The organism is Nitratireductor indicus C115 (assembly GCF_000300515.1).
GTDB classification, from domain to species: Bacteria; Pseudomonadota; Alphaproteobacteria; order Rhizobiales; family Rhizobiaceae; genus Nitratireductor; species Nitratireductor indicus.
Genome location: NZ_AMSI01000004.1, coordinates 57,948 through 71,496 on the forward strand (window position 1 = coordinate 57,948; position 13,549 = coordinate 71,496).

15 protein-coding genes are annotated in these 13,549 nt (G+C 61.9%); 11 read left to right on the forward strand and 4 right to left on the reverse strand.

What is annotated here, in order from left to right:
• Window position 1 precedes the first annotated feature (1 nt).
• The 11 genes from urtE (at window position 2) to ureG (ending at window position 7,888) form a co-directional block, all read left to right on the forward strand.
• Complete coding sequence (gene urtE / locus NA8A_RS06800; protein ID WP_009449914.1) at window positions 2-706, forward strand: urea ABC transporter ATP-binding subunit UrtE; 705 nt, start codon at window positions 2-4, stop codon at window positions 704-706.
• 4 nt (window positions 707-710) lie between these two features.
• Complete coding sequence (locus tag NA8A_RS06805) at window positions 711-1,562, forward strand: urease accessory protein UreD (RefSeq protein ID WP_009449915.1); 852 nt, start codon at window positions 711-713, stop codon at window positions 1,560-1,562.
• A gap of 15 nt (window positions 1,563-1,577) precedes the next feature.
• Window positions 1,578-1,880 (forward strand): urease subunit gamma, encoded by a 303-nt coding sequence (locus tag NA8A_RS06810; RefSeq protein ID WP_009449916.1) that lies wholly within the window; start codon window positions 1,578-1,580, stop codon window positions 1,878-1,880.
• Window positions 1,881-1,957: 77 nt separating this feature from the next.
• Entirely contained in the window at window positions 1,958-2,539 is a 582-nt protein-coding gene (locus tag NA8A_RS06815) for a HupE/UreJ family protein (protein ID WP_009449917.1), read from the forward strand.
• Between the two features lie 22 nt (window positions 2,540-2,561).
• Window positions 2,562-2,867 (forward strand): urease subunit beta, encoded by a 306-nt coding sequence (locus NA8A_RS06820; protein ID WP_009449918.1) that lies wholly within the window; start codon window positions 2,562-2,564, stop codon window positions 2,865-2,867.
• Complete coding sequence (gene ureC, locus NA8A_RS06825; protein ID WP_009449919.1) at window positions 2,867-4,576, forward strand: urease subunit alpha; 1,710 nt, start codon at window positions 2,867-2,869, stop codon at window positions 4,574-4,576. The genes NA8A_RS06820 and ureC overlap by 1 nt, the downstream gene beginning before the upstream one ends.
• A 54-nt stretch (window positions 4,577-4,630) precedes the next feature.
• On the forward strand, window positions 4,631-5,239 hold the full coding sequence (locus NA8A_RS06830) for a LysE family translocator (protein ID WP_009449920.1): 609 nt from the start codon (window positions 4,631-4,633) through the stop codon (window positions 5,237-5,239).
• Window positions 5,240-5,410: 171 nt separating this feature from the next.
• Complete coding sequence (locus tag NA8A_RS06835) at window positions 5,411-5,953, forward strand: peroxiredoxin (RefSeq protein ID WP_009449921.1); 543 nt, start codon at window positions 5,411-5,413, stop codon at window positions 5,951-5,953.
• A gap of 94 nt (window positions 5,954-6,047) precedes the next feature.
• A complete protein-coding gene (locus tag NA8A_RS24620) occupies window positions 6,048-6,572 on the forward strand; it encodes an urease accessory protein UreE (RefSeq protein ID WP_009449922.1) in 525 nt (174 codons plus the stop codon).
• Window positions 6,472-7,227 (forward strand): urease accessory protein UreF, encoded by a 756-nt coding sequence (locus NA8A_RS06845; RefSeq protein ID WP_240532751.1) that lies wholly within the window; start codon window positions 6,472-6,474, stop codon window positions 7,225-7,227. Before NA8A_RS24620 ends, NA8A_RS06845 begins: the two co-directional genes overlap by 101 nt.
• Window positions 7,228-7,267: 40 nt before the next feature.
• Window positions 7,268-7,888, forward strand: coding sequence for an urease accessory protein UreG (gene ureG, locus NA8A_RS06850; protein WP_009449924.1), 621 nt, complete (start codon window positions 7,268-7,270; stop codon window positions 7,886-7,888).
• Between the two features lie 127 nt (window positions 7,889-8,015).
• On the opposite strand, the gene iolB is transcribed toward ureG, so the two are convergent.
• From iolB to NA8A_RS06870, 4 genes are read right to left on the reverse strand one after another with little or no spacing between them, the layout of a single operon-like run.
• Window positions 8,016-8,837, reverse strand: a complete 822-nt coding sequence (gene iolB / locus NA8A_RS06855; RefSeq protein ID WP_009449925.1) for a 5-deoxy-glucuronate isomerase — start codon at window positions 8,835-8,837, stop codon at window positions 8,016-8,018.
• A 16-nt stretch (window positions 8,838-8,853) separates the two neighbouring features.
• On the reverse strand, window positions 8,854-9,759 hold the full coding sequence (gene iolE / locus NA8A_RS06860) for a myo-inosose-2 dehydratase (RefSeq protein ID WP_009449926.1): 906 nt from the start codon (window positions 9,757-9,759) through the stop codon (window positions 8,854-8,856).
• Between the two features lie 11 nt (window positions 9,760-9,770).
• A complete protein-coding gene (iolD, locus tag NA8A_RS06865; protein WP_009449927.1) occupies window positions 9,771-11,603 on the reverse strand; it encodes a 3D-(3,5/4)-trihydroxycyclohexane-1,2-dione acylhydrolase (decyclizing) in 1,833 nt (610 codons plus the stop codon).
• A complete protein-coding gene (locus NA8A_RS06870; protein WP_009449928.1) occupies window positions 11,600-13,549 on the reverse strand; it encodes a bifunctional 5-dehydro-2-deoxygluconokinase/5-dehydro-2-deoxyphosphogluconate aldolase in 1,950 nt (649 codons plus the stop codon). The genes iolD and NA8A_RS06870 overlap by 4 nt, the downstream gene beginning before the upstream one ends.

The window sequence follows — 13,549 nt, forward strand, 5'->3', positions numbered from 1 at the left end:
GATGGGAACCGGTCTGAGCATTGACGGTATCGACCTCTACTACGGCGCCGCACAGGCGCTGCGCGGCGTCAGCGTCGAGGCAGAGCCGGCAAAGATCACCGCCGTTCTTGGGCGCAACGGTGTCGGCAAGTCCTCCCTGCTCAGGGCAATCGCCGGCATTCAGCCGGTGGCGCGCGGCGAGATCGCCATAGGTGGAGAAAACATGCGCCGGACACCGCCCTATGCCCGGGCGCGGCTTGGGCTCGGCTATGTGCCGCAGGGACGGGAAATCTTCCCGCTCCTGACGGTGAGGGAGAACCTGCAGACGGGCTTTGCCCCGCTGAAGCCCGCTGAACGCAACATTCCCGACACGGTGTTCACCCTGTTTCCGGTACTGAAGAACATGCTGTCGCGGCGCGGCGGCGATCTGTCCGGCGGCCAGCAGCAGCAACTTGCCATCGGACGGGCTCTGGTCACGCGGCCCAGAGTGCTGATACTCGACGAGCCGACGGAAGGCATTCAACCCTCGATTATCAAGGATATCGGTCGCGCATTGCAGTTTTTGCGTGATGAATTGGGTATGACTATTCTTCTTGTTGAACAATATCTCGACTTCTGCCGCGACCTGGCCGACAGTATCTACATCATGGATCGAGGCGAGATCCTGCATACCGGGCCCGCTTCCGATCTCGACAAACCCGAGATCAAGCGTCATCTCACGGTATGAGCCAGTGATCGTGCAGTCAGCGGCAAGCCCGTCCAAGGAGCCTCCCTTATCCCCTGCCCGTCTTCAGCGGGCGCAGGGAACAGGGTGCATTGGCGTTGCCCATAGCGAAGGCCGAACCCGGCTCAAGACGTTTTTCCAGGAAGGCTGCGCCAAGATTCGCCTGCCCCGCGCGCATCGCGGCGCGCTCGAGGCCGTCATCATCAACACCTCGGGCGGCCTGACCGGCGGCGACAGGCTCGACTGGCACGCGGAAGCAGGCGCAGACGCGCGACTTTCCCTCACCACGCAGGCCTGCGAGCGCATCTACCGCTCAGCCGGGGGTGACGCCGATGTCTCGACCCGGCTCGTCATCGGCGAAAACGCGCATATCGACTGGCTGCCGCAGGAAACCATTCTGTTCGAACGCAGCCGGCTCAAACGGAGCCTGACCGTCGAGCTTGCAGCAGGCGCGACCTTCACCGGCGTCGAAGCCGTGCTCCTCGGGCGCGAGGCGATGGGGGAAAAAGCCCGCACCGCCCGGCTTCGCGACAACTGGCGCATCTTCCGGGAAGGGCGCCTCATCCATGCGGAAGCGACACGCCTGACCGGAGCCGACCATGAGCGCGACGGGCTGTCGCTTCTCGCCGGCAACAATGCCTTTGCCACGCTGCTTGCCATCGCTCCGAACGCCGACGCCCGGCTTGAACCGCTGCGCCGCCTTTTACCCGCCGGCGCACAGGCTGACGCGAGCGCCATCGGCGAAAGGCTGGTGCTGCGCCTTGCCGCTCCCTCGGGACTTGCCCTGCGGCGCGTACTGGCTCCCGCGATTGTCTATCTCTCGGGCGCGGGCGCCTTGCCCCGCCTGTGGACCATCTGAACCAGGAAACCCCGCATGAACCTGACACCGCGCGAAAAAGACAAGCTCCTCATCGCCATGGCGGCCATGGTCGCCCGAAGGCGGCTGGAGCGCGGCGTGAAGCTCAACCATCCGGAAGCGGTGGCTCTCATCACCGACTTCGTGGTGGAGGGCGCACGCGACGGGCGCAGCGTCGCCGATCTGATGGAAGCGGGCGCGCATGTCGTCACCCGCGCGCAGGTGATGGAGGGCGTGCCCGAGATGATCCACGACATTCAGGTGGAGGCCACCTTCCCGGACGGAACCAAGCTCGTCACCGTCCACGAACCCATTCGCTGAAACATTTCCTGAAGAAGCAGGCTCGCTTCGCCAGGATAAACCGCAAAAACAAGACTCCAGAACCACGGGGAACCAGAATGTTACGACGCCTCTCGCTTGCCGCCTTCCTTGCCCTTTCCGCTACGGCGCCTGCCTTCGCGCATCTCAATCCGGCCGAGCACGGTTCCCTCGCCGCCGGTTTTTCGCACCCTCTCTTCGGTCTTGACCATATTCTGGTGATGGTGGCGGTGGGCCTGTGGGCCGCCAACCTCGGAGGACGGGCCCTGTATCTGGTTCCCGCCGCCTTCGTCGGCACGATGATCGCAGGTTTTGGCGCAGCCATTCTCGGCGCGCCGCTGCCCTTCGTGGAACCGGTCATCCTCGCTTCGATCGTGTTCCTGGGGCTGATGGTGACCCTTGCTCTACCCCTCCCCCTGGGCGGCGTGATGGGCGCCGTGGCCTTCTTCGCCTTCTTTCACGGCCACGCCCATGGTGGTGAACTGGGGGCGGCGGGCGCATTGCTCTTCGCAGCCGGCTTCGCAATCGCGACGGCCATGCTCCACGCGGCCGGCATAGGGGCGGGCATCGCGCTCGGACGTGTGCAGCGGGCAGGGCTCTTCACCCGCATTGCCGGTGCAGCCACGGCGCTTGCCGGTCTCTGGCTCGCCTTCGCCGGCTGAGCAACAGGCAGGGAGAAGAGCCATGATACCCGGCGAAATCATCACCGCTACCGGCGAGATCGAACTCAACGCGGGGGCCGAGCGTGTGACGCTCGAAGTCGCCAACAGCGGCGACCGGCCCGTGCAGGTCGGCTCGCATTATCATTTCTACGAAACCAATCCGGCGCTGAAGTTCGACCGCGACAAGGCGCGGGGCTTTCGGCTCGACATCGCCGCCGGCACCGCCGTGCGCTTCGAGCCGGGGCAGACGCGCGAGGTGACGCTGGTGCCGATCTCAGGTGCGCGGCGGATCTACGGGTTCCGCCAGGAAATCATGGGAGCGCTGTAATGCCGACGACAATCTCGCGGGCCGCCTATGCCGACATGTACGGCCCGACCACAGGCGACAAGGTGCGCCTTGCCGATACGGAACTCTTCATCGAGGTCGAGCGCGACCTCACCATTTATGGCGAGGAGGTGAAATTCGGCGGCGGCAAGGTGATCCGCGACGGCATGGGCCAGAGCCAGGCAACCCGCGCGGAAGGCGCGGTCGACACCGTCATCACCAACGCGCTGATCGTCGACCACACCGGCATCTACAAGGCCGATGTGGGTCTTAAGGACGGGATCATCGCGGCCATCGGCAAGGCGGGCAATCCCGATACGCAGCCCGGTGTCACCATCATCGTGGGACCGTCCACGGAGGCCATCGCCGGCGAGGGCAGGATCCTCACCGCTGGCGGCTTCGATGCGCACATCCACTTCATCTGCCCGCAGCAGATCGAGGAAGCGCTGATGAGCGGCATTACCACCATGCTCGGCGGCGGCTCGGGCCCGGCGCACGGCACGCTCGCCACCACCTGCACAGGCGCGTGGCATGTGGGGCGCATGATCCAGTCCTTCGACGCCTTCCCCATGAATATCGGCCTTGCCGGCAAGGGCAATGCATCCGTGCCAGCGCCGCTTGAGGAAATGGTGCTGGCCGGAGCCTGTGCGCTGAAGCTGCACGAGGACTGGGGCACGACACCGGCGGCTATCGACAATTGCCTGAGCGTTGCAGACGCGCTCGACGTACAGGTGATGATCCACACCGACACGCTGAACGAGAGCGGCTTCGTGGAGGATACGGTGGCGGCGTTCAAGGGCCGCACGATCCACGCCTTCCACACCGAGGGCGCGGGCGGGGGCCATGCACCAGACATCATCAAGGTGGCCGGGCTCTCGAATGTCATCCCCTCTTCCACCAATCCCACGAGACCCTATACGCGCAACACCATCGCCGAGCATCTCGACATGCTGATGGTCTGCCATCACCTTTCGCCGTCCATTCCCGAGGATGTCGCCTTCGCCGAAAGCCGCATCCGCAAGGAGACCATCGCCGCGGAGGACATCCTGCATGACATGGGGGCCTTCTCCATCATCTCCTCGGACAGCCAGGCCATGGGGCGCGTCGGCGAGGTGCTGATCCGTACCTGGCAGACCGCCGACAAGATGAAGCGGCAGCGCGGCAGTCTGCCGGAAGAAACCGGCGCCAACGATAATTTCCGGGTCCGCCGCTACATCGCCAAATACACCATCAACCCGGCCATCGCGCATGGCATATCCCGCCATATCGGCTCCATAGAAGTTGGCAAACGCGCGGACCTCGTTCTCTGGAACCCGGCCTTCTTCGGCGTGAAGCCTGAGATGGTGCTTCTTGGCGGCACCATCGCTGCTGCTCCCATGGGCGATCCGAACGCCTCGATCCCCACGCCTCAGCCCATGCATTACCGGCCAATGTTCGGCGCCTATGGCAAGGCGGTGACGGCAAGCTCCGTCACCTTCACGTCAGCGGCAGCGCTTGCGGGAGGCGTGCAGCAGAAGCTCGGTGTCGACAAGGCGCTCGTCGCGGTGGAAAACACGCGCGGCGCAATCGGCAAGCGGGCGATGATCCTCAACGACGCGACGCCCTATATCGAAGTCGATCCGGAAACCTATGAGGTGCGGGCCAATGGAGAGCTTCTGACCTGCGAACCGGCAGACGTGCTCCCCATGGCGCAGCGCTATTTTTTGTTCTAGCTTCGCCGGTGCCGAAAATGCCAGCCCATGGCAACCTCAAGGAGTCCATTTGCGATGATTGCCTGGACGTTGTTCATCCCGGCCTGTTTCGCGCTCAATTGCGCGCCGGGCCCGAACAACATGCTTGCCTTCGCCAACGGCGCACGTCTGGGGCTGGTGCCGGCCTTCCTCGGCGGAATGGGGCGCATTCCCGCCTTCTCGCTGATGATCCTCATCACCGTGATCGGCCTCGGCACGATCCTTGCCGCCTCGGCGATGGCCTTCACCGCGATCAAGATCGCCGGCGCTGTCTATCTCGTCTATGTGGGCATCCAGTTCTGGCGCAAGGCGCGCGCCATGGCCGCTGCCCGCTCGCTCGATTCCGCCCTGTGGTCGCTGATGCGCCGCGATTTCATGATGGCGATCAGCAATCCAAAGGCAATCGCGATCTTCACGGCATTCTTTCCACAGTTCATCACGGCGGCCGAACCCGCCTGGCGACAACTCGCGGCGATGGGCGGCGTGTTCCTTTTGCTCGAGGTCGGCGCAGTCGCGCTTTATGCCGTAGCCGGCGTGGCGTTCGGCAAAGTATTGAAATCCGAGCGTGTCTTCGTCTACCTCAACCGCTTCGTGGGCGCAGTGCTCATCATTTCGGGCGGCAGCATGGCCCTCTCCCGATCCTGAGGATGCAGCGGAATGACGCGCTGCAGGGTCTTTCCTTCGCAAGTGCAACATGCTCTATTCCCGATGCCGTTTCCGAAGCCCTCCTCCCGGCTTCCGGAATTCACCACCAAAAGCGCGATGACGCCCCGAATTCTCGTGGGCGCCGCCTGATATTTGCCCAAGGAGTCTTCAATGACCGTGAGAAAAGTTCCCGATGTGACGTTCCGCACCCGCGTGCGCGACGAAGCCATCGAAGGACCGAACCCTTTCCGCTGGGAAGACAAGACGACCGCCGACTATTTCGCTGGCAAGCGCGTGGTGCTCTTCTCGCTGCCGGGCGCCTTCACCCCGACCTGCTCGACCTTCCAGCTTCCCGACTTCGAGAAGCTCTATGGCGAATTCCAGGCACAGGGCATCGACGAAATCTACTGCATCTCCGTCAACGACGCCTTCGTCATGAATGCCTGGGGCAAGTCCCAGGGCCTGAAGAATGTGAAGCTCATCCCGGATGGTTCGGGCGAGTTCACCCGCAAGATGGGCATGCTGGTCGCCAAGGACAATCTCGGTTTCGGCATGCGCTCCTGGCGCTATGCCGCCGTGGTCAACAACGGTTTGATCGAGAAGTGGTTCGAGGAAGAAGGTTTCTCCGACAACTGCGATACGGACCCCTATGGCGTTTCCTCACCGCAGAACATTCTCGAGGCATTGAAGGCCGGCGAAGCCGTCGCAGCCTGACCCTCCTCACACATTCCTGCAAAGCCCCGGGCAAGGTCTCCTTGCCCGGGGCTTTTTGTTTGAGTCATGATCGAGCAATGAAAGGCCGCACCCCATGATCCGTGCAACCGCGCATGCCCATGCCGACGCCCTGCCCGGCGCGCCCTATGCGAGCGTCACGCTTGCCCATGACGAACGCCATCTGCGTCGCAAGCTGCTGACGATTTCGACGGGAGACGAGGTTCTGGTCGACTTCCCGTCCGCCGTCGCGCTTGCCGATGGCGACGCCCTGGTTCTGGACGACGGGCGGCTGGTGGCAATCCGCGCGGCGGAAGAAACGCTTTATGCCGTGACCGCACGAGACCAGCTGCATCTTGCGAAGCTTTGCTGGCATCTGGGGAACCGCCATCTGCCGGCCGAGATACGCGAAGACCGCATCCTGATTGGCCGTGACCACGTGATCCGCGACATGCTCCTGGGGCTTGGCGCGGCGATAGAAGAAATCGTCGCCCCCTTTTCCCCGGAGCGCGGCGCCTATCATGGCCACGCGCACCATCATCACGAACATGGGCACCACGAACATGGGCACCACGAACACGGGCATCACGAGCAGGGGCACCACCGCCACCACCATGACTGATGCACACGCATTACAGAGACTTCTGACCTGGGCATCGCCGGCTTTTCCGGTCGGTGGCTTCGCCTATTCGGCGGGGCTCGAGACAGCTATCGCCGATGGTCGGGTAAAGGATCGCGCCACGACCCGGGAATGGATCGACGGTGCATTGCGCGCCGGGGCTGCCCGCAACGACGCAATTCTGCTGTCCCAGGCCCATCGTGACTTCACCTCGCCAGAGAAATTGCAGGGACTTGCCGATCTCTGCCTTGCCCTGACGCCGGCTCGTGAGCGCTATCGCGAAACGCTTGCCATGGGGGAAGCCTTCGTCACGGCGGCACGGGCCTGGCCATCGGGCGTGACCGGCTCACTGCCCTCGCCCTGCCCTTATCCCATTGCGTTCGGGGCGCTGGCAGCCGCCCATGGCATAGCGCTTCTCGATGCGCTGCTTGCCTTTCTCACCGCGTATATGCAGGCACAAGTCTCGGTGGCTGTGCGCCTTGTTCCCATCGGCCAGAGCGATGGGCTCGCGGTCATCGCCGCACTCGAGCCGCTCGTCGCAGAAGAGGCCCGGAACGCGCAACACGCCACGCTGGAGGATATCGGCGGCATCGCCTATGGCGCCGATATCGCGCAGATGCGCCATGAGACACTGACGACACGGGTGTTCAAATCGTGACGTCACGCCGCCTACAGGACATTGAACCGAGGACAGACAGATGAAATCTTCAAACGGCCCTCTGCGCATCGGCATTGGCGGGCCAGTCGGCTCCGGCAAGACCACCCTTTGCGAGATGCTCCTGAAATCAATGCGCGACCGCTATTCCATGGCCGTGGTCACGAACGATATCTACACCAAGGAGGATGCGCTTATTCTTGCGCGCCTGCAGGCGATTTCCGAGGATCGCATCGTCGGCGTGGAAACGGGTGGTTGTCCGCACACCGCGATCCGCGAGGATGCCTCGCTGAACCTTGCGGCCATTGCCGACCTCAACCGCCGCTTTCCCGATCTGGATGTGGTGCTGGTCGAAAGCGGCGGCGACAATCTCGCGGCGACTTTCTCGCCCGATCTCGCCGACCTCACCCTCTATGTCATCTCGGTGGCGCAGGGGGAGAAGATTCCGCGCAAGGGCGGGCCCGCCATTACCCGCTCGGATCTTCTCATCATCAACAAGACCGATCTCGCCCCCCATGTGGGAGCGGATCTCGATGTGATGAGAAGCGATACGGAGAAGGTCCGCGAGGGGCGGCCCTATGTGATGAGTGACCTGTTGCGGCGCAACGGGCTCGACGAGATCGTGGCGTTCATCGAGAAGGCGGGAGGGCTCGGCATCGGCTGAAGCGCTCACCATTTTATTTTGCAGCTTTTGCAAGAAGGCCAAGCGTCTCGCTTCTGTCGCAAGCCACGTATCGAAGATGTTCAGCTCATAATGTCATTTTCCATGACAGAATTAGGCAATCTCCAAATCACGAAGCATCTCGCTGCGCGATCCAATCATGGTCGGGGTGGTTCCTGAAACGCCATTTGCGCAATGGCCCCGCCATTACGTTGAGATAATACATTTCATAGCCGTAAGGTGCGCCGCATGGGTGATGCCCCTTGGGCACCAACACGACATCATGGTTGGAAACGCTCATTGTTTCATCAAGCGTTCCATCTTCAGTGAAGACGCGTTGGTGACCATAGCCCTGCTGTGGGTTGAGGCGGTGGTAATAGGTTTCCTCCAGATAGGTCATCGCGGGGAAATTGTTCTCATCGTGCCGGTGCGGAGGATATGAAGACCAATTACCCGCAGGCGTGAAGACCTCGGTTACGAGAAGCGAATCGGCCACATCGCTTTCTTCCATCGCGATGGGGTAGATATAGCGCGTATTGGCTCCCTTCCCGCGTGTCACGAGATCGGGAACATCCAGCACCCGCGCCTGATAGTTACCTTTCCCCGGCGCAGTACAAATTGCCAGCGTGCAGTCTGTGACAGCCGTTGCAGACCATTCGCTGGCATTTGGAACATAGACGCAGGCCGGCTTTTTTCGCTCGAAGACATTCAAGCGTTCACCGAGCGCGCCAAAATCCTTCGACCCTGCCGACAACTTCGCCTTGCCCTCGACCAACACCAGAATGACCTCGCGGTCCAGCGTGGCTTCGCCTACGCTTTCGCCTGCCTTCAGCCGATAAAGCCCGAACCCCACAAAGGACCAGTCGGCAGACTTCGCCGTGCGAGCGTTCTCCACGGTGATATCATGAACCTTGCCGCTCGTGCCGTTGGGTTTGACGAGAAGTTCGGACATTCGGTCCTCCTTGCTTTCAATCTTTGTCGAGACCTGCCTCAACGGCATAGGCCTTGAGGGCTTTCAGCCCCATGGATTGGTATTCAAAGGGATTGCGTGTGTCAGGGTCCTGCTCGGCCTCGATGACCAGCCATCCTCTATACCCCACCTCTGCAGCGACCTTGAGAATGGGCGGGAAATCGATCATTCCTTCGGGATCCCCCGGAACGGTGAAGACGCCCCGGCGCACTCCTTCGAGGAAAGACAGCCCGTTGTCGCGGACGTCCTTCATGATTTCGGGCCGGATGTTCTTCGCATGCAAATGCCGTACGCGGCTCATATGCTTTTCGGCCAGGCGCTCAGGATCACCGCCGCCAAAGGTCGCGTGCCCCGTGTCGAGCAATAGCCAGGTGTTTGGACCGGTCGCCGCCATCAACCGGTCGATCTCTTCTTCCGTCTCGATAACCGTCCCCATATGATGATGATAGACGAGCGAGATGCCCTGTTCCGCACAATAGGTGGCAATCTCCTCCAGTTGAGCAGGAAACCATGTCCACTGATGGTTGCTCAGATGCGGCCTGTCGTTGACGGAAACCTCGTCATTGCCGTGAATGGCATTTGCGGTTTCGCAAACGATGCAGACAGTGCAGCCATTGGCCTTGAGCATGTCGAGATGCGGCTGGATAGCGGCCTTTTCCTTCTCGACCGACCAACCGGGCGCAAGAAGATTGAGTGAATGCCAACCGGATACGAAGAGAAGGTCATATTCGGCGAGAACGGCTTTCAATTCCGCGCCGTCGCTCGGCATCTTGTGCCCCTTTTCGATTCCGTCGAAACCGATTGCGGCCGCCTCGCTCAAGCACCGCTCCAAGGTGATGTGCGCGCCAAGCGATTGGTCGTCATCGTTGGACCAAGCAATAGGATTGGTTCCGTAAAGGATCATGTCTGAGGCTTTCAATTGGCCCGTTGGGCCTTGAGGTTCCGGATATAGTTTTCACGCGCCTTGCGAACATTGTCGCGCGTCGAGACTTCCGGAACGGCGACATCCCACCATGTGCCGCCCGCTTCCGTGGAAGGGTAGGGGTCGGTGTCGATAACGACGACGAACGGTCCAGGCGCAGCGCGGGCCTCGAAAAGGGCCGCCTCCAGTTCCGCAATGGTGGCGACCTTGCGGGTCATTGCTCCCATCGACCCGGCATGCGCGGCAAAATCGATGTGAGAGCGATTGACGTGATGGGCGTGGTCCAGAAGATTGTTGAACTCCGCCCCGCCTGTGCCGATCTGCAAACGGTTGATGCAACCGAAGCCACGGTTGTCAGTGATGACCAGTGTGATTTTGATCCCCATCATGACGGCGGTCGCAAGCTCCGAATTCGCCATCATATAGGAACCGTCCCCGATCATGCAGACAACGTCGCGCTCAGGTTGCGCCATCTTGATACCAAGCGCGCCAGCGATCTCATAACCCATACAGGAATAGCCATATTCCATGTGATAGGACATTGGTTTTCCCGCCTTCCAGAGCTTGTGCAATTCGCCAGGCATCGTGCCCGCCGCGCACATCACGACCGTATCGGGTCCAGCCGAGCGCTGTACCGCGCCGATCACCTGCATATCGGTCGGAAGCGCGTTTTCGTCTGCTCCAGGTGCCGCCGTAACCTGGTCGGCAGCCATGAACCAGTCGGCCTTCAAGGCAGCATCCGGGGCGTCAAAACGCTTACCGGCCATCGCGCGGCCAAGTGCGGCAAGGCCGGCGGCAGCATCGGCGCAAAGCGGTTCGGCACCGTGCTTGGCGGCGTCATAGGCCTGAACGTTGAGACTGACGAGTTTTCGCGCCGGCGTCTGAAAGAGTGTCCATGACCCGGTCGTGAAATCCTGAAAACGCGTGCCGACGCCGATCACCACATCGGCGGCGGCACAAACCGCGTTGGCACTCGACGCGCCCGTGACACCGACCGGTCCGAAATTCAGCGGATGATCCCAAGGCAGCGAGGACTTTCCGGCCTGACTTTCAACGACGGGAATATTGAAGGTTTCAGCGAACTCCTTGAGTGCCGCATGGGCGCCGGAGTAATGCACGCCACCGCCGGCGATGATCACGGGGCTTGTCGCTTCCTTCAGGAGCGCGGCAATCATGGTCAGTTCGACCGGGTCGGGCTGGACACGGCGAACGCGCCAGGTCCTTGGGGCAAAGAAATCCTCAGGCCAGTCATGGGCCTCAGCCTGCACATCCTGGCAGAAAGCGAGCGTCACCGGACCGCAATCGGCAGGATCCGTCATAGTACGGAAGGCACGTGGAAGGGCAGTCAGCAATTGTTCGGGCCGGGTAATGCGGTCAAAATAGCGGCTGACCGGACGGAAGCAGTCATTGGCCGAAATCGTGCCGTCGCCAAAGTCCTCGACCTGCTGCAGCACCGGGTCCGGCCCTCGACCGGCAAAGACATCGCCTGGCATGAACAGCACTGGGATGCGGTTGACATGCGCAAGCGCGGCCGCCGTCACCATATTGGTGGCACCAGGCCCGATGGAAGAGGTGACCATCATGGCTCGACGCCGCCCCAGCTGTTTCGAATAGGCAATGGCGGAATGAGCCATAGTCTGTTCATTGTGGCCGCGCCAGGTATTGAAGTTTTCCCGTTCCGCATGCAGAGCCTCGCCAAGGCCGGCTACATTGCCATGGCCAAAAATGGCCCAGCAACCGGCGATGAACGGCACGCCATCCTCATTGAACTGATTGGCGATATAGCGGATAGCGGCCTGCGCCGCGGTCAGACGTATCGTGTTCATGTCGCCACCCCGGCTTGTTGCTCACTGGACGCATCCGCCCTCGCCTCATCCCAGATGGCGCATAGCCTCGCGTAACGCGCCGTCATCATGGCGATTGCTGCCTCGTCGTCGATTTCGCCTTGCAGCCATGCCCGGGCGGCTTCGCCGAATATCGTGCGCCCCACGGCGAACCCCTTGACCAGCCCGAACCGCGCCGCTGCGCGGAAACTTTCGGCCAATTCCTTCTCCGGCGCGTCTAGCCCCAGGATAACGATGCCGCGCACATACGGATCGCTTTCGTTGATCGCATCGCAGGCCGCCCGCCATGCGTTTTCGGAGCGCAATGGCTCGAGCTTCCACCAATCGGGATAGATACCAATCTCATAGAAGCGCCGGATCAGCCTTGCCGTCGTACCGTCATCGACCGGTCCTACCCGGGAAGCGACGATCTCCAACAGGAATTCGAGATCGTTACGGCGTGCGCTGGCATAAAGCCTGAGAAGCGTTTCTTCCTGCGCCGCGCGCATATCGTCGCTGTCTTCAGGGTGGCAGGAACACAGTACCTTGACCACATGCTCCTTTGGCCAACTGTCGAGACCGCCGTAGTCGAGGCCCAATTCGGGTTCCAGCATCAACGGTCGAGAGCCCGGCCATTCGACCGGCCGAGCAATCCAGAGGCCGCTCGCTCCCGCTGCATGCAGCGCCTTGCGCCCCAACCGGTCGTCGCAAAGAATACCGTATCCAGACCGGTCGTCGGCAACTTCCTGCGCGGCCTTCAGGCAAAGCATCTTGAATGTGCCGATCCTTTCCTTGGCAACTCCCGCATCCACCGCCATCGCCTCCAGTTGCATGCGATGGTCGAATGCAAAGACACGCACTTGCGGCCAGTCGCCCTTGCGGTTCGTCGACCAGTGCACCCGTTCGAGCTCGGCATCGTTGCGCAAGTCAGGCCGGGTGACGCCTCGCTTCAGGAAGAACTGCAATTCCGCCCAGGACGGATAGGCGGGCGTGCAACCGTGACGAGACACAGCAAACGCACCGCAGGCATTGGCATAGGTCAGCGCCGTATTCAGGTCTTCGCCCCTTAGCCAGCCACGCAGCAAGCCCGACATGAAGCCGTCGCCCGCACCGAGCACGTTGAAAACCTCGACGGGAAAGCCGGGGCCGGAGCGCCCCTCTTCCAAGGAGGCAGGTATGGCTCCTTCGAACGCCACAGCGCCCATTGGCCCACGTTTGCAAACCAGTGTTGCCGCCGAGACCCTGCGCACATTGCGCAGCGCCTCGAGTGTATCGGTGGAACCGCCGGCGATATGGAACTCCTCCTCCGTTCCGACGATCAGGTCGAACAGACCGAGGGTCGACTGCAACTTAGCCGTGACCGCGCCGGATTCGATAAAACGACTTTCACCGTCATTGTGCCCCGCAAGGCCCCAGAGATTGGGCCGGTAATCGATATCGAGCGCCGTCCGTGCTCCCTGCTTGCGCGCGAGGCGAAGTGCCTTCAACACCGCTGCTTCGGTACGCGGATGCGACAGATGCGTGCCCGTGGCGCAGACACACGCCGCCGAGGCAATGAAATCCTCATCGATATCGTCTTCGCAAAGCGCCATGTCGGCGCAGTTTTCACGGTAGAAGATCAGCGGAAAGCGCTTCTCGTCGCGGATGCCCAGGAGGACGAGCGCGGTCAGACGTTCAGGATCGGTTCTGACACCCGTGACATCAACTCCTTCCGCGGCGAGCTGCTTGCGAATGAAGCGGCCCATATGCTCGTCGCCAACCCGGGTTATCAACGCGCTCTTCAGGCCGAGCCGCGCCGTTCCAGCGGCGATATTGGTGGGGCTGCCGCCGAGATATTTGGAAAAGGAGCGCATATCTTCCAGCGGGCCGCCCACCTGGTCGCCGTAGAGATCGACGGAGGAGCGGCCGATGGTGATAAGGTCCAGCTTCGTCTTACGTTCGCTCGCCAT

Coding starts and splice junctions, on each gene's coding strand:
- urtE (WP_009449914.1), top strand. CDS start 2: ATGGGAACCGGTCTGAGCATTGACGGTATCGACCTCTACTACGGCGCC.
- NA8A_RS06810 (WP_009449916.1), top strand. CDS start 1,578: ATGAACCTGACACCGCGCGAAAAAGACAAGCTCCTCATCGCCATGGCG.
- NA8A_RS06815 (WP_009449917.1), top strand. CDS start 1,958: ATGTTACGACGCCTCTCGCTTGCCGCCTTCCTTGCCCTTTCCGCTACG.
- NA8A_RS06820 (WP_009449918.1), top strand. CDS start 2,562: ATGATACCCGGCGAAATCATCACCGCTACCGGCGAGATCGAACTCAAC.
- ureC (WP_009449919.1), top strand. CDS start 2,867: ATGCCGACGACAATCTCGCGGGCCGCCTATGCCGACATGTACGGCCCG.
- NA8A_RS06830 (WP_009449920.1), top strand. CDS start 4,631: ATGATTGCCTGGACGTTGTTCATCCCGGCCTGTTTCGCGCTCAATTGC.
- NA8A_RS06835 (WP_009449921.1), top strand. CDS start 5,411: ATGACCGTGAGAAAAGTTCCCGATGTGACGTTCCGCACCCGCGTGCGC.
- NA8A_RS24620 (WP_009449922.1), top strand. CDS start 6,048: ATGATCCGTGCAACCGCGCATGCCCATGCCGACGCCCTGCCCGGCGCG.
- NA8A_RS06845 (WP_240532751.1), top strand. CDS start 6,472: ATGGCCACGCGCACCATCATCACGAACATGGGCACCACGAACATGGGC.
- ureG (WP_009449924.1), top strand. CDS start 7,268: ATGAAATCTTCAAACGGCCCTCTGCGCATCGGCATTGGCGGGCCAGTC.
- iolB (WP_009449925.1), bottom strand. CDS start 8,837: ATGTCCGAACTTCTCGTCAAACCCAACGGCACGAGCGGCAAGGTTCAT.
- iolE (WP_009449926.1), bottom strand. CDS start 9,759: ATGATCCTTTACGGAACCAATCCTATTGCTTGGTCCAACGATGACGAC.
- iolD (WP_009449927.1), bottom strand. CDS start 11,603: ATGAACACGATACGTCTGACCGCGGCGCAGGCCGCTATCCGCTATATC.
- NA8A_RS06870 (WP_009449928.1), bottom strand. CDS start 13,549: ATGGCGAGCGAACGTAAGACGAAGCTGGACCTTATCACCATCGGCCGC.